Here is a 22,978-nt window from a genome sequence, read left to right as displayed (position 1 = left end):
ACAAACGAATAAGCACATAGGGAATGAAAAAAATTTTAACTGAATATTCGAACCTGTTACATCATTCACATAAATGTGCCTTTTTTGTCACAGAATGTTAACAATGTATCCACATTACATCTTATGCTACTTTAACACTATTTTCAAGCGGATTTTTAAAATATTTACCTTAACAATATTATTAAATTGGCCTTATTATGACCAATATTTTATTATTTAAAAATTACTCCTACTCTGAATAATTGCTAGAAAGTTGTGAGGATTTCCTAGTTTTATGATATTATAGTGAGTGGAGTTTGTTACTACTAGTTGGGGGGATACGGAGTGCAAGAAAATCAAACAGTTTATGACATTACCATAATCGGAGGAGGCCCTGTTGGTCTATTTACTGCCTTTTACGGCGGTATGAGACAAGCATCAGTGAAAATCATTGAGAGCTTACCACAGCTTGGTGGGCAGTTATCGGCTCTTTATCCGGAAAAATATATTTATGACGTAGCTGGCTTCCCAAAAGTCCGTGCTCAAGAATTAATTAATAACCTAAAAGAACAAATGGCCAAGTTTGACCCTGCTATTGCTCTTGAGCAGTCTGTTGAAAAGTTAGAAAAACTGGAAGATGGAACGTTCAAATTAACAACTAATAAAGAAGTACATTATTCTAAGACGGTTATTATCACTGCTGGAAATGGGGCTTTCCAACCTCGCCGTCTAGAATTAGAAAGTGCACAGCAATATGAACATAAAAACCTTTACTATTTTATAGAGGATTTAAATAAGTTTGCTGGTCAAAAAGTTGTCGTATTTGGTGGTGGAGATTCTGCAGTTGACTGGGCATTAATGCTTGAACCAATTGCTGAGAAGGTAACAATTGTTCACCGTCGCGATAAGTTCCGTGCACATGAACACAGTGTGGAAAATCTTTATAATTCAAAAGTGGATGTGAAAACTCCATACGTGCCTGCTGAATTAATTGGCGATGAGAACGGAATTAAACAAGTGGTTCTTTCCACGGTAAATGGTGAAGAAAAAGAAACAATTGATGTAGATGCAGTCATCTGTAATTATGGGTTTGTTTCTTCCCTTGGCCCGATTAAAGAATGGGGTCTTGAAATTGAAAAGAATTCCATCCTTGTAAATTCAAAAATGGAAACAAATACACCAGGTATTTATGCTGCTGGAGACATTTGTACGTATGATGGAAAAGTGAAATTAATTGCTTGTGGTTTTGGTGAAGCGCCAACAGCTGTTAATAATGCCAAAACATATATCGATCCAAAAGCAAAAGCACAGCCATTACACAGTTCTTCTATGTTTAAGCAATGATAAAAAAGGCGTCCAATGGGCGCCTTTTTTCTAGTTCTAGCATTCTTCTGGAGTTCCTGTTGCAGTTGCTGTACGAAACGATGATCCGCACCCGCATGATGCGATGGCATTTGGATTATCAATCGTAAAGCCTCCGCCCATCATGGACTCTTTATAATCTATTTTTGTTCCTTGTAGGATCAAAGCACTTTCTTTATCAACAAGCACTTTAATGCCATATTTTTCGAGCTGAAGGTCGTCTTCGCCCATCTCATGGTCAAAACCCATGCCATAGGATAATCCACTGCATCCGCCTCCTTTTACGCTTACACGTAAGAAAGCACCTTCTTCCTCGTTATGCTTCATCATTTCTTTTATATGAAGTGCTGCTGCTTCAGTAAGTATAACAACTTCCTTACTCATACTAATTCCCCACCTTTACCTGCGCTTTTAATATAGTATATACACTAACATTACAGGACTCAACTGTTTAGATTTACATACAATAATCTATTCTACTTAAGAAAAAAAGGAAGCGGCTTGCTCCCTTTAGTTAAAACATCGGATTTTCATCTAGATATTGGTAAATATTATCAACTAATTCATCTGGTGTGTTACCAGTAACGACCTCTCCGTTGACTAGAGCATAAAGTGTGGTCGCACATTTCCCGCAATATCCGAGACATCCATATTCAATAATATCCAAGTCAGGATCTTTTTGTAATTTTTCAAGTGCCTTTTGAGCACCATTTGCCAAGTTACTTATACAGAATTCAATGATAGGTTGAATCACTACTTTCACCTCTCCACACCTAGATATGCTACTCTATTTTAACCACTTCGTCAATTACCATGTTCTAGGGTTCAATGTCAAGAATAGCATGAAAAATGTTGTTATTTGTACACATTTTAGTTATACTCGTATGTGGTAAAGAAACAGATTATTATTCTAATATTTTATAATTGCAAGCGCTAACCATTCTTTATGAAAAACCGGATAAACAAAGGGGAATTAAAAATGAAAAACCTTGTCATTCTCGGTGGTGGATACGGCGGGATGAAGATCTTAAACGAACTTCTACCAAATCATTTACCAGAGGACGTAACAATAACACTTGTTGATCGAGTCCCTTACCACTGCTTAAAAACGGAATATTATGCATTAGCCGCTGGAACGATTTCCGATAAAGAAATCCGTGTTGCTTTTCCGGACCACCCTCGTTTAGTCGTAAAATACGGCGAGGTCACTGGGATTAATACGACTGATAAAAAGATTGAACTTAAGGACGCTGAAGCAGTCAGCTACGATGATTTAGTTGTTGGTCTTGGCTGCGAGGACAAATACCATGATGTTCCAGGTGCAGATCAATTTACCTATAGCATACAGAGTATTGATAAATCACGTCATACTTACTCTGTTTTAAACAATCTCGGACCTGGTTCTGTTGTAGCGATTGTCGGGGCTGGTCTAAGCGGAGTAGAGTTAGCTAGCGAATTAAGTGAAAGCCGAGAAGACCTAAAGATCAAATTATTTGATAGAGGGAATCATATTTTATCCTCTTTTCCTGAACGTTTAAGTAAATACGTGGAAAATTGGTTTGTTAAAAATAATGTGGAAATCATTAACAATTCAAATATCACCAAAGTAGAAGAAAAGAAGTTATACAATCACGATGTTCCTATTGATTGTGATGTCATTGTATGGACTGCTGGCATTCAAGCAAGTAAAATTGTCCGCGATATGGACGGGGAAAAAGATCGTATGGGAAGAATGGTCCTTACTCCACTTCATCATTTGCCAAGTGATGAGCACGTGTTTGTTGTCGGTGACTGTGCAAGCCTCCCACATGCTCCTAGTGCTCAATTGGCTGAGGGACAGGCAGAGCAGATTGTTGAGGTGCTAAAAAGACGCTGGAAAGGTGAAGAGCCTCCTACATCCTTCCCCCCCATTAAATTAAAGGGGATCCTCGGCTCTCTCGGCAAAAAGCATGGCTTTGGATTGATGGCTGATCACGCCATTACTGGACGTGTTGCCCGTTTATTGAAATCAGGAATTTTGTGGATGTACAAATTTCACAACGGATAAAATTCGTACAACGTTATTAAAAGAAGCATTCCACCGCGGAATGCTTCTTTTTACATAGCTTGATAGCCGTATTTTTCTAGTTCTGAGAAGATGGTTTTTAAGCGTGGATTTCCTTCACCGACAACTTTATCTTTAATCACGACGACCGGATAGAACATGTCTTCCTCGATTACTTTTTGAGCAAAAGTAACTTTCTCCTCATCACCAGCAGGCTGAAGAATATCAACATAGACCATCTTAACGGGCTGATTAGGAAACTTTCTTGCAATTGCAGCTTCAAGCCATTCGAAGGTTTCTTTTGAAGAAGGTAAATTCACACAGCTAGGACATAATTGTTCTGCACCATAAAGAACGATTTCCACTTCAATTCTATTCATGTATACTTCCTGCCTTTTTTTCTTTTATTGTACTTTATTCTTACTATAAAAACTAAGAAAATGTCTTTAAATGTGTGCTTTACTAATTTCTGAGAATGGATTTTTAGCACTAATGACATTATAATATAGGTAGGAAAGGAGTCGATTAACAGTGGAAGAACAACAAATGTTTGAACAAGTTCAAGAAGTATTAGATAAATTACGTCCATTTCTTCTTCGCGATGGCGGGGATTGTGAATTAGTAGATGTAGAGGATGGTATTGTTAAGCTCCGCTTATTAGGTGCTTGCGGAAGCTGCCCAAGTTCAACTATCACATTAAAGGCTGGAATTGAAAGAGCATTATTAGAAGAAGTTCCTGGCGTTGTTGAAGTAGAACAAGTATTTTAATAAGATGTTAAAAAGCGATTGCCAAGTTGGCAATCGCTTTACTTATGTTTCTAAGCTCTGACTAAGGGGTTCCAATCTTTATTCACCAATGTCTTCGGTTCCTTCCCCTCGATCACTGATTGGATATTTGCCAAGCAGAGCCTCATCATTTCCATCCTTGTTTCCACACTAGCACTTCCGATATGTGGCAAGGCCACAACATTAGGAAGCTGTAATAGCGGATGATCTGCACCAATCGGTTCTTTCTCAAATACATCAAGACCCGCACCAGCAATCTCTCCTGCAACTAAAGCATCAAATAGGGCCTGTTCATCTATAACGGGACCTCTTCCAGCATTAATAAAAATAGCAGACCGCTTCATTTTCTTAAACATTTCATGGGAAAACAAATTTTTCGTTTCACTCGTAAGCGGGGTTAGGCAGACAATAAAATCCGATTTTCCAACTAACTCCTCAAGACTCACGTACACTGCTCCAAGCTGATTTTCAACCTCTGACTTGCGTGTTCGGTTATGGTATAGAATATTCATCTCAAATCCAGTTGCCCGTTTTGCCACCGTCTCACCGATTTTCCCCATACCAACAATACCGATTGTTTTATGATGAATGTCATGTCCAGCTAATAACAATGGGCTCCAGCTTTTCCATTTGCCATCTTTCACAAACTCTGCCGCTTCCATTAATCTTCTTGCTGTTGCCATAAGCAGTCCAAAGGTTAAATCAGCAGTAGTATCCGTTAGAACATCAGGTGTATTGCACACTGCGACTCCCTCTCTGCTGGCAACCTTTAGATCAATATTGTCAAACCCCACAGCTAGGTTTGCGACTACCTTTAGCTTCTTTCCAGCTGTTAGAATCCCTTCATCAATGGAATCTGATAGCATCGTCAATAGTGCATCCGCCTTTTTTGCTTCGGAAAGTAGTAAATCCTTTGGAACAGGAATATCATCATGTTCCCACATGCTCACTTCGTAGTTTTGCAGTAATGGTTTAACAACTTCGTCTGGAAGCTTTCGTGTAATAAAAACGTATGGCTTCATGCTGCATACACTTCCTTATTTATTCTGAATCACATTGTTATTTTAACATAAGTTTTTTAAACATTATTCTACAAGTCAGAATACTATAAATTATTTTCCAAGCCACTCCAGTTGGGGGAGGTTTAGCCGACGAATCGGTGCGCCAGCCATTTGGAAGAATCCGGCCAAAAATCGTTCGTACTCACTTGCTTGCCGTAATATTTTGCTTAATCGTTCCTCTAATACCTTCTTATCCTGTTCAGAACGGGTGATGTAATAGCTTTCAATACAATCATAATAGTGAAGTGGGAAAATCAATCGAGAATATAACAACCTCCAGGAAAAGGATGTTAATGGGGAAACACTTTGATATTCGTTAAAAAACTGTTTTAAATCTACATCATAGGTTTGGATATTGCGAAAATATCTTTCTCTTGTCCATTCAGCTAAGTCTCGGCTGCGGTGATCAAAAACCCAATCAAAGGGATTTTTAATCATGTAATGTCCACCCCAGGTTTGCTGGGTAAAACGTTCATGGCAAACAGTCCCGCCATCTGTTTCTGTAGGCTCATCATCCAGCTCCGAATCAACCAAATATTGAATTGCATTCTCCGTTAATCCTAGGTAGTATGGAAATGAATCAATGAACATTCTTTCGAATTCATCTTCTGGTGTTTGGAAAAGCAGATTGTTCCAAACTTTCTCCATCTGTTCGAGACGCTTTTCCCATAAGGACTTCCATTCCCCAATTCTGCTCGACCTTTCGATTTGAAAGGGAACCCTGCGCCCACGTTCGTGAAATTTAGCTAACTTTCGGCCTAGTTTGATTTTTCGCTGCTCTTCCATTTGCCGATTGGCTAACACACAATATTTATTTTGCTCCCAGGTGGTAATTAACTGACCTTCCTTCGTTGGCAAGAAGATGGGGACATATTGATCGCCATAATTCCTTAAATGTTCCGCAATTTTCTCAAGCTCCGTCACATCTGCTTCTTCCCTGCCAGAAGGATTGGAGACTAAATACAACCAACCATTTCCTCTTAGCGCATCATACCTATCTAATTTCACATATTCCTCAACAGTAACCCCATATTGATTCTCGAGCAATTTTTGAAGCATACCTGCACCTCGTCTCTAGACATCTATTTACCTCATATATATGTATGGGCATTCAAAAACTTGTTCCTTCCTTTTTTTAAGCTCTACCCTGAATAACTGTGGATAACTTTTAGCAGTTATTTCATTCATTGATGTGCAAATTCTTTTGCATGGATGTCTGTTAACTATGTCTGTTGATTTCCGCTCCAGGCACTTCGCTTTCCGCGGGCGTGCCGGGGAGCCTCCTCGTCGCTTCGCTCCTGCGGGGTCTCCCCTGCCCCGTACTCCCGCAGGAGTCTTCGTGCCTTCCGCTCCAATCAGCAGAGTGCAAAAAATCACCATTATGCTGTAACATAGACTTTTTTTAAAAAGAATAGCGGAGTTTGGTGAAGGAGAAAATAAAATTTTGGTTTATTCCTTTTCCATAAGATTGCATATCTTATGGAAAAAGAGTATATATATAGTGAAAATCCAAAGAAAAGGTGATCAGAGGATGACAGACCACAAAAAAGTAGATCTTACTGAGGAAACAGCTCGCAGATGGCTTAAGGAAAGAGGCGTTGAAGTTCAGGATATGGCTGATTTAGTCTTCTTTTTGCAGGAAAAGTACCATAAAAACCTCAAAATGGAAGACTGTATAGCAAACGTGGAACGTGTTCTTTCTAAACGAGAGGTACAAAATGCCATAATCACAGGAATACAGCTTGATATGCTTGCAGAAAAAGGGATGTTAGAGGAGCCTCTTCAATCAATCATTGGATCCGACGAAAGTCTTTATGGGGTGGATGAAATCCTGGCGTTTTCTATTGTGAATGTATACGGCTCGATCGGTTTTACAAACTATGGATACATCGACAAATTAAAGCCCGGGATTTTAGCGCACTTAAATGATAAATCCACGGGTGAGTGCCATACATTTTTAGATGATATCGTCGGCGCTATCGCCGCCGCTGCCTCAAGCAGACTGGCACACCGTGCCGCACGACAAGAGGAAGAAAGAGAAAAAGAGAAATAAAAAATTGGGGACAGTCCCCCGCCGCTTTAAAGCGGTGGGGGACTGTCCCCTTTCCTTTATAGTTTCCATTGATCGAGGGTATCAACAACAAAGGTTGGCTGGCGGTCATAACCGATGAGCAATTCTTTTGTGGTGACTCCTGTATGGACTAGTAAGGTATCCATTCCTGCATTCATTCCAGCTAATATGTCCGTATCATAATAGTCCCCTACCATCAATGTTTCTTCCTTAGCGGTTCCTAAAACCTTTAAGGCTTGTTCCATAATAATCGACTCAGGTTTGCCAATAAAAATCGGTTTGGTCTGGGTAGAAACGGAAATAACAGATGTTAGGGAACCATTCCCCGGTAATAGCCCTCTTTCTGTTGGGATTGCTATATCCCCATTAGTGGAAATAAATGTAGCCCCGTTTCGTACCGCTAAACAAGCAACAGCTAATTTTTCATAGGTGATTTCACGGTCTATGCCAACAACGACAAAGTCAGCATCAACACCCGCAAATGAAAAACCTTTTTCTTCAATAGCGGTCTGTATCCCCTCTTCACCAATAACATAAACACTTGCATCCTTTTTTTGTTCATAAATGAAGTTTGCGGTGGCCTGGCTCGTAGTAAAGACCATTTTTTCCTCTGCAGGAATATCAAAACTAACCAATTTCTCAGCCACCTGGGCAGGCGTTCTTGATGAATTATTCGTAACAAACAGATACGGGATTCCATTGTCACGGAGATTTTTCACAAAATCAGAGGCAGCTTCAATTCGCTCCGATCCTTTATACATTGTTCCATCTAAATCAATTAAGTAGCCTTTATACTTTTTCATATCATCACTCCCTTTGTATTTTCCCCCAAAACTATAAAAAGAAAAAGGTTGACTGTGTCAACCTCAAATTAGTTTTTAAATGCAGAAACAGGTCCTAATTCATTGGCTAGATACTCCCGAACATTTGCAGCGAAAGTGACTAACTCCTGAAGATTGGCTGAAAACTGTTTATTGAGTTCTATATGATCGATACTAATATAATCCTGTACAAGTTTTTTACGATAGTGAATAAGAATTTTTAAACTTTCTCCTGTTTCAGCCACAATGACTTTTTCGTCGACTAAGATATCAATAATGTCTTCATAGCTTCCAGGATCACGCATGATAAAGCCATCAATCATGGCATTTCCGACATCTAATACCGACTCAATCATCATGTGATTTAACCGCTCTAAAGCCGCTTTTTCCAAAGACGATGACCAATTTTTTTTCTGTGAAAAGAGGTGAATGAGTTCTTCTAGGTAAATTAATGTTGCTTCTATTTTTTCCCTGTCTACAAAGTACATAGGGTCCCACTCCTTTTTCTAGGTTGCAATAGCTGATACCAACGCTGTAGGTCGTGCATAAAAATACCCTTGTGCCAAATCAACATTGTTTCTTGTTAACACAGATGCTTCGTTTTCATTTTCGATTCCTTCTGCTACAACTAGGGACCCTGCTTCCCTAGCTACCAACATCAGCCCTTTTAACATAGATTCCTTAATTGAATTTTTATCTATATTTTGAATCACTGAACGATCAATTTTAATAATATCTGGCATGATGTCACTAATAATACTTAAGCTAGAATACCCAGCGCCTGTATCATCCATGGCAATTTTATAGCCCATTAAGCGTAACATTTTTATATTATAGATAAAGTTTTTCAGGCCTTCAATCGAATCATTTTCCGTTACCTCAATGGTAATTTGTCGAGGAGGAATATCTTTATATTGCTGCATTAATTTTTTAAGATCGCGGGTAAATCGGATATTTCCAAGTGTGAGCGGCGTACAATTCACAAATATATCTTTCCTGCACTTTGCAGCTTTTATTTGTTCAAGCACCTTTTCAATCACAATCATTTCTAAGTCATATAGCAAGCCTGTTTGCCTTGCAACCGAAAACAACGGTAACGGGCTTTCGAGGACCGACCCTGTTGGACCTCGGGTCAGCATCTCCCACGCGCGTACTTCTTTTGTAGCCACGTCTATGATGGGTTGTGCTAATAATTTTATATCTTTTTTGGAAATAATCCTTTTCATTAAGTAGACCATTTCATTAAATTCAGATTTCACTCGTTTTTCAGCCATGGCAATAGCCTGCCTCTGCGCTTTTCCAATTGAATCCTGAATGGAGAAATGTTTTTTTTCTACAAACATATATCCAGTCTTAAACATAGGCTGGATATATGGATAAGCCTTATGAAGGTTATGCTCCACGTTATAAACTATTTTCTTCATAGCTAAATCAATCTCGGAGAGAGAGTGACGTGTATAATCCACTTTTATGTATAACGTTAGTCCATCACCGTAAAAATCATCAAGGGTAATCACATCTTGCTTGTCTATTTCTTTCTCCACAGCAGAGCGAAAAAATTTCTTTGTATGTTTGATAAATTGATGGCTTTGGGACTGTCCTAACTGCTCTGACAATTCATTCATATCTTTTAGATGAAAGACAACGACTGCTACCTCGTGTCCTTCATGAAAAGCAGCTTTAACCCCTTCTAACACAGGATTTCTTAAAATAAATTGGGGAGGATAAAAGCGCATGGTTGAAAGAGGCAAGATGATCTTTCCCCATTTCAATACACTTTTGACCTTTTCTTTGTACCGACGGACCATTAAATTCATCCCTCTCAGAAGCCAACATACATGATTTACGTATATTGTAGCATAATTTGACATGATTCGTGTTTTTTTAACCATAAATTTCTAGGAAAAAATCACGAAATATTCTTTACTCCCCTCCGCCCTATTTATTTGTTACTATATAGGAGATGTCAGTTTTAATTAAAGGAGACCATTTCATGAAAGAACGCTTTTTCCTATACGATGATACAGAAAATACGAAAACAAGATTTGTTAGCTTTGTTGGAGATAACCAGCGATTTGATTTAGCTATTGTCCAAAGTGACCGTCATTACGGAAAGCATTTGGTACTTGATATGCAAGGAAACCGCTTTGCTATTATTGGATTAGATGATTTACAAGAAGAGGGTTATTTAGAATATGCTTTTCAGTTAAGTGAAGAAGATGCTGAAGAATTACGCGGCTTTTTGATGGAGTTAATTTAAAGTTCATAAATACACACTTCTTTTCAAATAATAGGGGAAAGGAGTGTGTTTTATCATGGCAGATAAAGATTCTGAGCAGTATCATGATTTCTCGAATGTGGAAGCTCAAAGGAATTTCTTAACTGTAGAGGATCTTCCAGAGGGACCATACGGATCGCCGAGGGGTAAAAATGATCCAGTTGAGAACAAAAGCACCCCCTGGGAAAAAGGACAGCGCTACTATAGTGCATTTAATTATGAATATAAATCACTTCATGAAGATTTACCAAGACAAATGGACGGGGCCCATCCGCCACATGATGACCCTGAAACAGATATACAAGTTCCCTATAATGAATAAAGAGAAAACCGAAGGATCAGGATATCCTTCGGTTTATTTTTTCACTTTTTTCAAAACAAAGTATGCACAACCAAAGTTGCAAAATTCATAAAGGTATTCACTTAATGTGCTGATTTTTGTATCAAAAGTAGCTTTTTGGTTTTGGTCATCAAAGAATCCCTTTAGGCGAAGCTGCCCGTATCCCCAATCTCCTACAACATAATCATACCTAGATAAAATATCGCTATACCTTGATTTAAAAGCCTCTTCATTATAACCTTCCCGATATTCCTGGAGAATTTCATAAACGGTATTGTTTATTACGATCATACTTTTCACCTCAGTTATCCCAGCCATTTCCTACTATCCATTATAACCGATTCACCATCAATTACTAAGAAAAAAAAACAGAACATTGGTCATTCTAATAAAAGGAGGTGTTTATGTTGAAAAAATTAATCGTAATCGCGGGATTATGTACCATAACTGCATTAACTGGGTGCACAAAGGATACGGGAAATCGAGATGTATATGAAGAAAGCGGAAATACCATTAATGTAAATAACAAACGACATGAACTATACAATGAAGGCGCAAGCCGAGGAGTTCGTAATGTTAGCGACAATTATGGATTTGTTCGTCATCAAAAGAGTCCATTGATGAACGATAATACGGCTAATAACGGCTATACCGCATTAGACCGTGAACAGCTTGCCAATATTATTAGTAAATATAGTGTAAATGTTCCTAACGTTAATGACGCAGCCACACTTGTTACTGATCAGGAAGTGTTGATTGCTTATACTACCGATTCAAAAGATCGCAATATGACGGCTGACCAGGTGAAGAAAACCGCATTTTCAGTCGTACCCAGATACTATCACGTATATGTAACGGATAATAAGGCGCTAATGCGCGATGTAGAAAATTTGGCTAATCTTGACTCTACTAGCCGCAATGCACGTCATGCCGTCACAGAACTGATTACACAAATGAAAAAATCCCCTCAGGGAATGCGCTTGAATGCTAGTGAAAATGAAAATGGCGAAACACCTGATGATATGGACCTCAAGAGAATTAACATGCATAAGTAGTAAAAATAAAAAAGAGAGGTTGAACTCGTTCTCAACCTCTCTCCTCTATTTTTATGCTTCTTTCACTTCTTTTTCACCAAGTAATTGCTTATGTTTCGCTGCTGCGTTCACTTGTTCATCAGCATGGTAAGATGAACGGACAAGCGGACCTGCTTCACAGTGGCTAAAGCCTTTGCTGATGGCTATCTGTTGTAATTCTTTAAATTCATCAGGGCTATAATATTTCTCAACCTTTAGATGACTTTTTGTCGGCTGTAAGTACTGACCTATCGTCATAATATCTACATGATTCGCTCTTAAATCATCCATTACTTCCAAAATTTCTTCTTTTGTTTCTCCAATCCCAATCATTAAACTTGATTTAGTTGGAATGCTTGGCTGCATTTCTTTTGCACGACGGAGGAACTCAAGTGAGCGATCATATTTAGCACGAGCTCTCACTCTTGGTGTTAAGCGTCTAACCGTTTCAATATTATGATTAAGGATATCCGGTTTTGCATCCATTAATAGCTGTAGATTTTCTTCTTTTCCCCCCATATCAGAAGGAAGCACTTCAATACTGGTAAACGGATTTTTACGACGAATGGCACGAACCGTTTCAGCAAAAACAGCGGCCCCACCGTCTTTTAAATCATCACGTGCAACGGCTGTAACTACCACATGCTTTAAGTTCATTAGTTGAACGGAGTCTGCCACTCTTTCAGGTTCTTGTAAATCTAATTCAGTTGGTAAACCCGTTTTAACCGCACAGAAACGGCAGGCACGTGTACATGTATCACCTAGAATCATAAAAGTTGCTGTACGTCTTACTGCCCAGCATTCGTGAATATTAGGGCAGCGGGCTTCTTCACAAACGGTATGCAGATTTTTTTCACGCATCATTTTCTTTAACCCTGTGTATGACTCATTGGTATTTAACTTTATTTTTAGCCAGTCAGGCTTTCGTAGAATCTCTTCTTTTTTACTCATTTTGACACCCCTTGAATCCATTAGTATGTATGGTGAGTGAGTTCTTCTTTGTCACTTTACCATACTAGAAAAGGAACGACAAGCAAGTAGATTTTTATTGGCTGAATTAAAGGTTAATGTTGTTTTTATATACGATGTTGATTGGAGTGGAAGGCGCGAAGACTCCTGCGGGAGTACGGGACAGGGGAGACCCCGCAGGACCGCAAGCGACGAGGAGGCTCCCCGGCACGCCCGCGAACCGCTCTCGCCTGGAGCGGAAATCAACATCCAAGTTCAACACAGCCATTATATTACCAATTATTAGCGATAATGAAATGCCTCATTATCCATAAACTAAACTTGTACATTAATTGGGAAGGAGGATTCCTGTTGCGGGCTGTTCTGATTATTGGAACTTTCCTTTTATTCTTCACCTCTTCTTTTGCAGTAAGGGATGCTCATGCGGAGGAACCCGATCCATATAAGGAAAGAATGAAATTATATAAAAAAGTTGAAACGGTCACACAAATTCCTTGGTATTATTTAGCAGCCATTGATCAATACGAAAGAAGCATCCGACAGGTCCGCAAAGACTTGCCTAAACCAGATAGTGTAATCGGAATTTACTTTCGTCCTGAGGAGTGGGCAGGCCTAACCAATCCGAACTCAGAGGAAGAAACTCCTGCTGCCATCCAGTTTTTCAATGGTATGGGTGTGGATGGAGATGGGGATGGAAAAGCAAGCGTTAAAAGCGATGAGGATGTCTTGTATGCATTTGCCCATTATCTTCTTTCTTACGGTGTCGATCCAGATAATATAAAAATTGGACTTTGGAATTACTACCATCGTGATAAAACGGTCGGAATTATTGCTGATAAAGCAAAAATATATCGCCACTTCGGACGGCTCAATTTAGATACTCAAGTATTCCCTGTGCCTATTCGTAGCAATCATAGCTATAGAAGTACCTGGGGAGATGCAAGAGGTTGGGGCGGGAGAAGAATTCACGAAGGTACGGATATTTTTGCAGGCTATGGCGTTCCTGTACGAGCTACCAACTATGGCATTATTGAAATGAAGGGCTGGAATAAGTTTGGTGGCTGGAGAATCGGTATTAGGGATATTAATAATACCTATCATTACTTTGCCCATCTAAGCGGGTTTGCAAAGGATTTAAAAGTGGGGCAAATTGTAGAGCCGGGAATGGTCATTGGTGGTGTTGGAAGCTCAGGATACGGCCCTCCAGGAACCTCAGGAAAATTCCCTCCACACTTACATTATGGTATGTATAAAGACAATGGAATAACCGAATGGTCGTTTGACCCTTATCCACATTTAGCTAAATGGAAACGTCTAGAGCGGATGAGTATAAGAAAAAAATAGAGGCTGACGCTGGTCAGCCTCTTGCTACTTTCCTGATTTTTTCATTTCGGATTTAGTTTTCGTGTCGGTATTGTTTGCTGGTACTTGAATAGATGGCGTGATGCTTCCTCCGCCTCCATTATAGAATTGAGGTACTTCTCCTTCTACTAAAGATCCTCCAACAGGTATGCTTTGCTTTAACTTAGTAATTTTCGTCGCAAAAGGAGTAATAATTTGAACGGAAACCACTATATCCACAGAAACCTCGACCCAAGTATTATTGATTCCCATTTCTTTTGTTTGGATATGGACATCCGGTTCCACTTCTCCAATAGCATGGAACTTAACTGGTATCTTTGGTCCAATATTCCCTAACAACGAAATATTTGTGGATTGCCCCAATGGTACGTACCAAACAATTCCATCTTCTTTTTCCGTATTTTCCGTTTCAATTTCTACATCTGTCTCTAATAAGGCAATTTCGCCTCTTTTGGCTGTTTTTAAATTTTTTTGAATTTGTGCGGTTGTTTCTGCTAATACCCGATTGATTAAATCCGTATTCAACTGCGCATTTTGCCCTTTTCCATTGCTGCCTGGTACGATTTTTATGACTTCATTATTGTCTCCCACATTTGTGGTTCGTTTTGTAATTGCCCTGTTGATGACAAGAGACGCAATATTCCTCGTTTCTGATTCAGCATATCGCATTAAGGTGGGCTCAATCCCCTTATTAACAAGCCATAAGCCCGTCGCAGTGGAAAAGAGAAAAAAAACAAAGGTCAATAGCATGACATATCGGAAAGGCAGCGGTCCACGTTTAGGCAGACGCCGGCGTAATTTTCTCAAGAACAATCACCCCTTCATGCTATATGTATGCAAAGAAAAGGTGAACTAGCCCAATAAAAAAAGCCTGCCGTTTTCAGCAAGCTTTTTAAACCATCTTCAATAAGGCATCTTTACCGATCATCCCTTGATGAATACCTAATTCTTCTGCTTCTACTGTGACAGATTCCAGTGGAGCATTCAGAAGCTGATCAATAGTTCTCACTCCGACAGCGCGGCCGGCAATGATTTTGCGGTCCCTTAATTTATCGTTTAATAATCCCACATCTAAAGCACCGCACATAATATATCCTTTATCGCTTGTCACAGCAAGCAAAGTTGTTTTTGGAAGTAATACGGAAACAGCCAGGAAGGTATGGCCGTCTATTTCAATTGGCGAAAGATCAATCAATTTCCCAACACTCCTTTCCTCACTATCACTTTATGATGAGTTTGGAAAAAGCGTGTATCCTTAGTGTTTTAATTATAAATGGGAACCCGAAAGCTTCCATTTTAATATATCCCGTAAAAACTCAGGCAAGAAATACTTCTTTTCTTTTTTCGGAAGAATGTCTTTGAAAAAATGACCAAAGGTAAACATATCAGGAAGTGCTAGAGTGTATGTCTGCTCGAGCTCCAATTCCTTACCTGCAACAAAGATTGTTTCTCCTTTAGTGGTAATTTGATCATAGACGAAGGTCCCTAGCACAGTTCCTCTGAAGCCTAAACCCTTTATTTGTTTATGGTGCAAGGCTTCATCCTTTGTTTGTTTTAAAATAGACGTTAACTCTTTCCCCGTTAATGTAACAACACACGGATTTATGGGATGAGGACAAATAGAGAGCAGATCGTATTCAGTGACTTCACCCGATAAAGGACCCAGAAGGAGCCCTGCATTCACAAAGGCACAATCTGTCCCACACCATTCCCTTAACGCCTCACAAAGCATTCGTATGAAGTTGGTTTCACGGAAGGGGTCACTTTGTAAGGGCTCGGTAATGAACGTGACTTTTTCGCTTAACATGCCCTGCCCTTTATTTAAAAAGGATGCAATTTTCTCCTCTTCATTCAAGACAACCGGCAACTCGTTAAAATCATATAGGGTTGCTTCTTTTTGGGAGAGTTCCTTTTTCTCCTTCAAGTGAAGAGTAACATGACCAACGAAATTCCCATGCTTCCCGGCTGCCCCAAGAAGTACTTGATTAATTACCTTTCCTTTCTCAAGGACATGATGAGTGTGGGCACCTAGGATCACATCAATATCCGGAAATTGTTCCGCAATTCGTTCATCCTCATGTAAGCCAAGGTGGGAAAGTAGGATGATGATGTCCGCTTCTTCTTTTAATGGCTGTATCCAGTTACTCAGTTCTTCAATTGGGTCTGTCATTCTCCAGCCAAGCAGTTCGTAGAGATGGATAAATGGGGCGGTTAATCCTAAGACCCCAATCTTTGTCCCCCTACTTGTCCTGTAAATCTCATAGGGCTTTGCCCAAGAAGGATAGTCTTGATTTACATAAAGATTGGCCAATATGACGTCAAACTTAGCCTCATCATATAGATGATCTAAATCCTCGAATGGGAGATTAATCCCTTCATTATTACCAATCGTGACAGCCGTATATTGACATTCATTTAAGAGATTGATATTCCCCTTGCCTCTAGTTGCTTCTGTATAGGGGTGCCATCGATCTAGAAAGTCGCCTATATCAAATATGAAGACTTCTTCTCCCTTTTTCGTGAGTTGCTCTCTCTGCAGCTTCAAGAAATGTTGAATGCGCGGCCAATGCTCGAGGTGGCTGTGTAAATCATTGGTATGAAAAATATGTATCGTCTCCATTTTACACCTTTACCCTATCATTCCTTGATAGATTAATCGAATACCCACAACAATAAGGATTATTCTGATGATCCAGACAATCGTTTTGCTTTTTAGCTTTGTATTTAATAATACTCCTACTTTTGCTCCCATCCATGCACCAGGTACTAGTGCCAATGCATACAGCCAATTTACATTGCCTAAAGAGATATGAGTGATCGAACTTAAGATCGCTGTTGGTAAAATCATGAACATAGACGTGGCTACAGCTACATGCGGTGGAAAGAAAAACAAAATAATCATCGTTGGTACCATCAATGACCCGCCGCCAATCCCAAAAACCCCTGACAAAAACCCAACTACAAAGGAAATGAGAATAGCTACAATGGGACTAAAACCATATTCAAAGTTTCTCCCAATATTATCGGTAAATTGACGGACAACCCCCTTATCTTTCTGAAAAGGGAGAGGTTTCAACTTATCCTTTATCATCAAAATAAAAGAAACAAAAATAATAAATAATCCGAAATAAAGATTAAATGAATGCAAGTCGAGTTTTTCAGTAACCCAAGCACCTAGAATGCTCCCTGGACCACTTCCAATAAGAAAAATAAATCCACTCTTATAATCCACGGTCTTTATTTTCATGTAAGCAAGTGTAGATGAGAGACCTGTAAAAATCATTGTAAAAAGAGAGGTTCCGACAACAACCTGTGGTGTTAGATGTGTATATTGTGGCAGGGTGGCTAAGTAAAGCAAAGCCGGAACAACAATAATTCCTCCTCCCATTCCAATCAGTGATCCTAAGGAGCTTGCAAGGATCCCTACTAATACTAAAATAATCCATTCCATAACTTCACCTTCTAATGTCTTTTGTTAAAATAAATCTAGCTGCCTTGGGGCGAGTCCTTCGTAGTCTATGTCTAATAGTTTCATCATATCCTTCGCGTTATCTGCTGCATCGCCGCCAGAATTGTTATTGAACAAAAGATAGACATGTTCAGTCTCTTCCGACAGCTTTTCTATCGACTCTCGCCATTCCTCTAATTCTTTTTGGTTGTATCGATACAGGTAACGCACCTCACGCCAATTTTCTGCATTCCTTTTTTGCCAGCCATGAACATTGCGGCCATGGAATCTCACAAGAACCTTTTGATTGTCTACAGCTGATAACACGGTGGGAATGGAACCTTCTCCAGACTGGGGTTCGTCACAAATACTATGAATCCAGTTCCCCTGTTTCATAAAATCAAGCGTTTTTTGTTTATAAGGTGGCGCAAACCAGGATTGATGCCTGAACTCTAATGCACAAGGGATGTCAGCCATTTCATGTTTACACCATCTCAAGTATTCAACATTTTCTCGTTTGCAGCTGAACCATGGGGGGAATTGAAACAGGACCATAGCGAGTTTATTTTTTTCTATATATGGTAGTAAGGAGTCTTTAAACGCCAGAAACATTGCTTGCTTGCCTTCAAAGGGAATCTCCCCTCGCATATGCCCTGTCATACCTTGGTAGGCTTTTACGATAAACTGAAAACTTTCCGGCGTTTCTTGCACCCACTTTTCTGCATTCCGTTTTGGTTGAATCGCATAAAATGCAGAGTCTACCTCTACGATCGGAAAATGACCCGCATAGTGCTTTAATTTGTCCCTTGAGGAAGCTCCACTTGGATATAAGCTGTCATGGTCTCCCCAGCCCGTTACACCTATATAAATCAATTCATTCACCCCCAGTTATTAATAATAGCATACAAAAACCCGCCAGCTATAGCCAGCGGGCGGGTTTCTTTTTTAAAAATATTAACCGATGGAGCCTTCCATTTCGAACTTGATCAAACGGTTCATTTCAACGGCATATTCCATTGGTAATTCCTTTGTAAATGGCTCGATGAAGCCCATAACAATCATTTCAGTAGCTTCCTGTTGAGAAATACCACGGCTCATCAAGTAGAAAAGCTGCTCTTCTGATACTTTAGAAACTTTCGCTTCGTGCTCAAGCGAAATGTTGTCATTAAGGATTTCATTATATGGAATCGTATCTGATGTAGATTGATTATCCATAATCAATGTATCACACTCAATGTTTGCACGAGCACCTTCCGCTTTGCGTCCGAAGTGAACTACTCCACGATAGGTTACTTTACCGCCGTGCTTAGAAATGGATTTAGATACGATCGTTGAGGATGTATTTGGAGCTAAGTGAATCATTTTTGCTCCAGCATCCTGGTGCTGACCTTTACCAGCAATCGCAATCGATAAAGTCATACCACGAGCACCTTCACCTTTTAAGATAACGGCTGGGTATTTCATTGTTAACTTAGAACCGATATTTCCATCAATCCATTCCATTGTTGCATTTGCTTCACATACAGCACGCTTTGTTACTAGGTTAAATACGTTATTAGCCCAGTTTTGGATGGTTGTGTAACGGCAATAAGCATCTTTCTTAATGATAATTTCAACAACCGCACTGTGTAGTGAGTTCGTTGTGTAAACAGGAGCTGTACAGCCCTCAACATAGTGAACATGTGCGCCTTCATCAACGATGATTAACGTACGTTCAAATTGCCCCATGTTTTCAGAGTTAATACGGAAGTACGCCTGTAATGGAGTATCCACTTTAACACCTGGCGGTACATAGATGAAAGAACCACCAGACCAAACAGCTGAATTCAATGCAGCAAATTTATTATCAGTTGGCGGAATTACCTTAGCCCAATGCTCACGGAAAATGTCTTCATTTTCTTTAAGCGCAGAATCTGTATCCTTAAATACGATTCCTAGTTCTTCAAGGTCTTCCTTCATATTATGGTAAACAACCTCTGACTCGTATTGTGCGGAAACACCAGCTAAGTACTTTTGCTCAGCTTCTGGAATTCCAAGCTTATCAAAGGTCGCTTTAATTTCCTCAGGTACTTCGTCCCATGATTTCTCGGATTTCTCAGATGGTTTTACGTAGTACGTAATCTCATCAAAGTTTAACGAACCTAAGTCTCCGCCCCATTGTGGCATTGGCATATTATAGAAATGCTCAAGTGATTTTAAACGGAAGTCGAGCATCCATTGTGGTTCACTCTTCAGCTTAGAAATCTCTTCAACTATTTCACGTGTCAAACCACGCTTAGATCGGAATATGGAAACGTCTTTATCGGCAAAACCATATTTATAATCACCGATTTCTGGCATTTTTTTAGCCATTATCGTATCCTCCATTTCTTAAACGAAAAGGGCCAAATAACTGCCCTGTTTCGTTTATTTTTGTTCTTCTTCGTTCAATCCTTTTTCCATTGCCTTCCACGCTAACGTGGCACATTTAATGCGGGCTGGAAACTTGGCAACCCCTTGAAGGGCCTCAATATCACCTAAATCAAGGTCTTCATCATACTCTTTCCCCAGCATCATGTCAGAGAAGATTTTTGACATCTTTAAAGCCTCTTCAATCTTTTTCCCTTTAATGGCCTGAGTCATCATCGAAGCAGATGACATGGAAATGGAGCAGCCTTCCCCTTCTTGCTTCGCGTCAACCACAATCCCATTTTCCACCTTAAGGCTCAATTGAATGCGGTCACCACAAGTTGGGTTATTCATATTAATCGTATGGCTGCCATCCTCCAACACACCACGGTTACGAGGATTTTTATAATGATCCATAATTACTTGACGGTATAGTGCATCTAAATTAGAAGACATCGCTGAAATACTCCTTTGTTTTGACAAGCCCTTCAACGAGTTTATCAATATCCTCTTCAGTATTATATAAATAGAAGCTAGCACGAGCAGTTGCTGACGCCTTAAGCCATCTCATCAACGGCTGGGCACAATGATGTCCGGCACGGACAGCAATTCCTTCAGCATCTAACACGGTTGCTACATCGTGTGGATGAACATCGTTTAAATTAAATGTTATAAGTCCTGCGCGCTTTGCTGCATCAAGCGGTCCATAAATCGTCATACCTTCAACTGCTGACATTTTATCTATTGCATAAGCAGCAAGCTTATGTTCGTGTTCAGCAATATTTTCTAAGCCTACTTCAGTTAAAAAGTCGATTGCAGCACCTAGACCAATCGCACCTGCAATTATAGGTGTTCCGCCTTCGAATTTCCACGGAAGCTCTTTCCACGTTGATTCCTGCAATTGCACGAAATCAATCATCTCACCGCCAAATTCAATCGGCTCCATGTTTTCTAGTAAATGTTTCTTTCCATAAAGAACACCGATACCGGTAGGAGCGCACATTTTGTGGCCAGAGAATGCAAGGAAATCGCAATCTAAATCCTGTACATCAATTTTCATATGAGGTGCACTCTGAGCACCATCTACTACCATGATGGCCCCATTTTCATGGGCAATTTGAGCAATTTCTTTCACCGGATTAATAACGCCAAGTACATTGGATACTTGCATCACCGATACAACCTTTGTATTAACTGTAACAGTAGCACGCACATCATCAAGTGAAATCGTTCCGTCTTCTTGGAGCGGAATATATTTTAACTGGGCACCAGTCCGTCTGGCCACTTGCTGCCATGGGATAATATTGCTGTGGTGCTCCATATAAGTAATTACAATTTCATCGCCTTCTTTAAGATTAGCGGCTGCATAGCTTGCAGCCACCGTATTAATAGAAGTCGTTGTTCCTCTTGTAAAAATAACTTCCTGAATCGATTTAGCGTTAATAAATTTGCGAACCTTTTCTCTTGCCCCTTCGTATGCATCTGTAGCTCTTGTTCCTAATGTATGCACACCACGATGGACATTGGAATTGATTTCACGATAGTATTTATCAACTGCCTCGATCACTTGAAGCGGCTTCTGTGATGTAGCTGAGCTATCGAGATACACCAACGGCTTGCCGTTCACCTCTTGATTTAGGATCGGAAACTGTTTACGAATATCTTGGATATTCATTAGCGTACTTTCCTTTCGATCACTTCAGTCAGCTGTTTCTTTACTCCTTCTATTGGAAGCTGGTTAACAACTGGCGCAAGGAAGCCATGAATGATAAGGCGCTCTGCTTCTTGTTTTGGAATACCACGGCTCATTAAGTAGTAAAGCTGAACTTTATCCACTCGGCCGACAGATGCTGCGTGACCTGCAGTTACATCATCTTCATCAATTAAAAGAATTGGGTTGGCATCTCCACGTGCTTTTTCACTAAGCATTAATACGCGGGATTCTTGCTCGGCATTTGATTTAGAAGCACCATGCTCAATTTTTCCAATACCGTTAAAGATGGAAGTCGCACTATCCTTCATAACACCATGCTTTAAGATGTACCCTTCGCTGTTCTTCCCAAAGTGAACAACCTTTGTCGTAAAGTTTTGTGTTTGCTCTCCACGTCCAACGACAACTGTTTTTGTATCACCATAGGAACCGTCACCAATTAGGTTAGTTGTGTTTTCAGAAATGGTGTTTCCTTCGTTCATTAACCCTAATGCCCACTCAATACGTGCATCTCTTCCAGCTACACCGCGACGGTTTACATAGGTAGTTGTTCCTTTTGCAAGATAATCTACTGCACCGTATACAACCTTTGCATTGTTATTTGCAATAACCTCGGAAAGAATGTTTACCACAGAATTAGAAGCTTCAATCGTTGAAATGTAGTTTTCAACATATGTGACAGAGCTGCTATCTTCTGCAACCACGATGACATGGTTAAAAAGATTAGCCTCCGATTGATCATGCACATAAACCGCTTGAATTGGTTCAGAGATGACTACATTCTTCGGAACATATAAGAATACCCCACCGTTTACAAGTGCCGTATGAAGGGCAGTAAGACGATGTTCGTCAGCATTAATCGCTTGTGTCATATAGTACTTTTTCAAAAGTTCTCCATGCTCTCTAGCTGCTGTGAAAATGTCTGTAAAGATAACACCCTTACTTTTTAGATCTTCTGATAAAGATAAGAAGGCAGGGGTCTGATTACGTTGAATATATAGATTCTTATCAGCTGCTTCCAAATCAACTAAAGCTTTTACTTCCTCCGGTAGTTCATCAAGAGAAGAATAAGCAGCACTTTTAACAGTATGTTGATTGAATTGAGTGAAATTCCATTTATCTATTTTTGTTTTATCAGGTCTTGGCATTGGCAGTTGTTCAAAACTCTCTAATGCTTTGAGACGGAACTCTTCAAACCAAGCAGGCTCGTTCATTTCTTTCGAAAAGGAGCTTACAAAACCCTTATCAAATGGTAATTTTGTTTCTGTTGTCATTGTAATCCTCC

The 22,978-nt window shown here is 39.8% G+C and carries 26 protein-coding genes and 1 pseudogene; 8 read left to right on the top strand and 19 right to left on the bottom strand.

The window, feature by feature from the left end; genetic code table 11:
- The first annotated feature begins 324 nt into the window (after positions 1-324).
- Positions 325-1,323 (top strand): NAD(P)/FAD-dependent oxidoreductase, encoded by a 999-nt coding sequence (locus AA0X95_RS07995; protein ID WP_413307581.1) that lies wholly within the window; start codon positions 325-327, stop codon positions 1,321-1,323.
- Positions 1,324-1,359: 36 nt separating this feature from the next.
- On the opposite strand, the gene AA0X95_RS07990 is transcribed toward AA0X95_RS07995, so the two are convergent.
- Positions 1,360-1,725 (bottom strand): HesB/IscA family protein, encoded by a 366-nt coding sequence (locus AA0X95_RS07990; RefSeq protein WP_413307578.1) that lies wholly within the window; start codon positions 1,723-1,725, stop codon positions 1,360-1,362.
- A 130-nt stretch (positions 1,726-1,855) separates the two neighbouring features.
- Positions 1,856-2,095 (bottom strand): YuzB family protein, encoded by a 240-nt coding sequence (locus AA0X95_RS07985; protein ID WP_413309896.1) that lies wholly within the window; start codon positions 2,093-2,095, stop codon positions 1,856-1,858.
- 225 nt (positions 2,096-2,320) lie between these two features.
- Here AA0X95_RS07985 and AA0X95_RS07980 point away from each other — a divergent pair, with 225 nt between their 5' ends.
- A complete protein-coding gene (locus tag AA0X95_RS07980) occupies positions 2,321-3,388 on the top strand; it encodes an NAD(P)/FAD-dependent oxidoreductase (protein ID WP_413307576.1) in 1,068 nt (355 codons plus the stop codon).
- Positions 3,389-3,438: 50 nt separating this feature from the next.
- On the opposite strand, the gene AA0X95_RS07975 is transcribed toward AA0X95_RS07980, so the two are convergent.
- A complete protein-coding gene (locus tag AA0X95_RS07975) occupies positions 3,439-3,765 on the bottom strand; it encodes a YuzD family protein (protein WP_413307573.1) in 327 nt (108 codons plus the stop codon).
- A gap of 157 nt (positions 3,766-3,922) precedes the next feature.
- On the opposite strand from AA0X95_RS07975, the pseudogene AA0X95_RS07970 reads away from it, so the two are divergent.
- Positions 3,923-4,153 (top strand): annotated as a pseudogene (locus AA0X95_RS07970) (NifU family protein); the annotation flags it as partial.
- 50 nt (positions 4,154-4,203) lie between these two features.
- On the opposite strand, the gene AA0X95_RS07965 reads toward AA0X95_RS07970, so the two are convergent.
- Together AA0X95_RS07965 and yutH are read right to left on the bottom strand one after the other, a co-directional pair.
- Positions 4,204-5,193, bottom strand: a complete 990-nt coding sequence (locus AA0X95_RS07965; RefSeq protein WP_413307570.1) for a 2-hydroxyacid dehydrogenase — start codon at positions 5,191-5,193, stop codon at positions 4,204-4,206.
- A gap of 90 nt (positions 5,194-5,283) precedes the next feature.
- Positions 5,284-6,291, bottom strand: coding sequence for a spore coat putative kinase YutH (gene yutH, locus AA0X95_RS07960; protein ID WP_413307567.1), 1,008 nt, complete (start codon positions 6,289-6,291; stop codon positions 5,284-5,286).
- A gap of 472 nt (positions 6,292-6,763) precedes the next feature.
- Here yutH and AA0X95_RS07955 point away from each other — a divergent pair, with 472 nt between their 5' ends.
- Positions 6,764-7,285, top strand: a complete 522-nt coding sequence (locus AA0X95_RS07955; protein ID WP_413307565.1) for a phosphatidylglycerophosphatase A — start codon at positions 6,764-6,766, stop codon at positions 7,283-7,285.
- Positions 7,286-7,341: 56 nt separating this feature from the next.
- On the opposite strand, the gene AA0X95_RS07950 is transcribed toward AA0X95_RS07955, so the two are convergent.
- The 3 genes from AA0X95_RS07950 to AA0X95_RS07940 form a co-directional block, all read right to left on the bottom strand.
- The gene (locus AA0X95_RS07950) at positions 7,342-8,106 is read right to left on the bottom strand and encodes a TIGR01457 family HAD-type hydrolase (protein ID WP_413307562.1); all 765 of its coding nucleotides are present in this window, start codon (positions 8,104-8,106) and stop codon (positions 7,342-7,344) included.
- A 68-nt stretch (positions 8,107-8,174) separates the two neighbouring features.
- Positions 8,175-8,612: a DUF86 domain-containing protein gene (locus AA0X95_RS07945; RefSeq protein ID WP_413307559.1), complete on the bottom strand. Its 438-nt coding sequence runs from the start codon at positions 8,610-8,612 to the stop codon at positions 8,175-8,177.
- Between the two features lie 18 nt (positions 8,613-8,630).
- Positions 8,631-9,932, bottom strand: a complete 1,302-nt coding sequence (locus tag AA0X95_RS07940; protein WP_413307556.1) for an EAL domain-containing protein — start codon at positions 9,930-9,932, stop codon at positions 8,631-8,633.
- A gap of 185 nt (positions 9,933-10,117) precedes the next feature.
- On the opposite strand from AA0X95_RS07940, the gene AA0X95_RS07935 reads away from it, so the two are divergent.
- Positions 10,118-10,384 carry a DUF3055 domain-containing protein gene (locus tag AA0X95_RS07935; protein ID WP_413307553.1) on the top strand — a complete coding sequence of 89 codons (267 nt, stop codon included), beginning with the start codon at positions 10,118-10,120 and terminating at the stop codon, positions 10,382-10,384.
- Positions 10,385-10,439: 55 nt separating this feature from the next.
- On the top strand, positions 10,440-10,724 hold the full coding sequence (locus AA0X95_RS07930; RefSeq protein ID WP_413307550.1) for a cytosolic protein: 285 nt from the start codon (positions 10,440-10,442) through the stop codon (positions 10,722-10,724).
- Between the two features lie 33 nt (positions 10,725-10,757).
- Here AA0X95_RS07930 and AA0X95_RS07925 read toward each other — a convergent pair whose 3' ends face one another.
- Positions 10,758-11,033, bottom strand: coding sequence for a YutD family protein (locus tag AA0X95_RS07925; RefSeq protein ID WP_413309894.1), 276 nt, complete (start codon positions 11,031-11,033; stop codon positions 10,758-10,760).
- Positions 11,034-11,146: 113 nt separating this feature from the next.
- Here AA0X95_RS07925 and AA0X95_RS07920 point away from each other — a divergent pair, with 113 nt between their 5' ends.
- On the top strand, positions 11,147-11,797 hold the full coding sequence (locus AA0X95_RS07920; RefSeq protein WP_413307548.1) for a YhcN/YlaJ family sporulation lipoprotein: 651 nt from the start codon (positions 11,147-11,149) through the stop codon (positions 11,795-11,797).
- 51 nt (positions 11,798-11,848) lie between these two features.
- Here the strand turns inward: AA0X95_RS07920 and lipA are convergent, their stop codons facing one another.
- Complete coding sequence (gene lipA / locus AA0X95_RS07915; RefSeq protein ID WP_413307545.1) at positions 11,849-12,766, bottom strand: lipoyl synthase; 918 nt, start codon at positions 12,764-12,766, stop codon at positions 11,849-11,851.
- Positions 12,767-13,135: 369 nt separating this feature from the next.
- On the opposite strand from lipA, the gene AA0X95_RS07910 reads away from it, so the two are divergent.
- Positions 13,136-14,128, top strand: coding sequence for a M23 family metallopeptidase (locus AA0X95_RS07910; protein ID WP_413307543.1), 993 nt, complete (start codon positions 13,136-13,138; stop codon positions 14,126-14,128).
- A 24-nt stretch (positions 14,129-14,152) separates the two neighbouring features.
- Here the strand turns inward: AA0X95_RS07910 and yunB are convergent, their stop codons facing one another.
- The 9 genes from yunB to sufD all read right to left on the bottom strand — a co-directional run bounded on the left by yunB (position 14,153) and on the right by sufD (position 22,967).
- A complete protein-coding gene (yunB, locus tag AA0X95_RS07905; RefSeq protein WP_413307540.1) occupies positions 14,153-14,953 on the bottom strand; it encodes a sporulation protein YunB in 801 nt (266 codons plus the stop codon).
- An 85-nt stretch (positions 14,954-15,038) separates the two neighbouring features.
- Positions 15,039-15,341 carry a YunC family protein gene (locus AA0X95_RS07900; RefSeq protein WP_413307537.1) on the bottom strand — a complete coding sequence of 101 codons (303 nt, stop codon included), beginning with the start codon at positions 15,339-15,341 and terminating at the stop codon, positions 15,039-15,041.
- Positions 15,342-15,413: 72 nt separating this feature from the next.
- On the bottom strand, positions 15,414-16,766 hold the full coding sequence (locus AA0X95_RS07895) for a bifunctional metallophosphatase/5'-nucleotidase (RefSeq protein WP_413307534.1): 1,353 nt from the start codon (positions 16,764-16,766) through the stop codon (positions 15,414-15,416).
- 9 nt (positions 16,767-16,775) lie between these two features.
- Positions 16,776-17,597 carry a sulfite exporter TauE/SafE family protein gene (locus tag AA0X95_RS07890; protein WP_413307531.1) on the bottom strand — a complete coding sequence of 274 codons (822 nt, stop codon included), beginning with the start codon at positions 17,595-17,597 and terminating at the stop codon, positions 16,776-16,778.
- Between the two features lie 24 nt (positions 17,598-17,621).
- Complete coding sequence (locus AA0X95_RS07885) at positions 17,622-18,467, bottom strand: DUF72 domain-containing protein (protein ID WP_413307529.1); 846 nt, start codon at positions 18,465-18,467, stop codon at positions 17,622-17,624.
- Positions 18,468-18,548: 81 nt separating this feature from the next.
- Complete coding sequence (gene sufB, locus AA0X95_RS07880; RefSeq protein WP_413307526.1) at positions 18,549-19,946, bottom strand: Fe-S cluster assembly protein SufB; 1,398 nt, start codon at positions 19,944-19,946, stop codon at positions 18,549-18,551.
- A 54-nt stretch (positions 19,947-20,000) separates the two neighbouring features.
- Positions 20,001-20,438, bottom strand: a complete 438-nt coding sequence (sufU, locus tag AA0X95_RS07875) for a Fe-S cluster assembly sulfur transfer protein SufU (protein WP_413307523.1) — start codon at positions 20,436-20,438, stop codon at positions 20,001-20,003.
- On the bottom strand, positions 20,428-21,657 hold the full coding sequence (locus AA0X95_RS07870; protein ID WP_413307520.1) for a cysteine desulfurase: 1,230 nt from the start codon (positions 21,655-21,657) through the stop codon (positions 20,428-20,430). Before AA0X95_RS07870 ends, sufU begins: the two co-directional genes overlap by 11 nt.
- Complete coding sequence (gene sufD / locus AA0X95_RS07865; protein WP_413307517.1) at positions 21,657-22,967, bottom strand: Fe-S cluster assembly protein SufD; 1,311 nt, start codon at positions 22,965-22,967, stop codon at positions 21,657-21,659. Before sufD ends, AA0X95_RS07870 begins: the two co-directional genes overlap by 1 nt.
- Between the last annotated feature and the right edge of the window lie 11 nt (positions 22,968-22,978).

The sequence above is a fragment of the Neobacillus phoenicis genome (genome assembly GCF_047302305.1).
GTDB lineage: Bacteria > Bacillota > Bacilli > Bacillales > Cytobacillaceae > Neobacillus.
The sequence above is the reverse complement of the archived record's forward strand: the minus strand, read 5'-3'. Positions and strand labels throughout refer to the sequence as shown.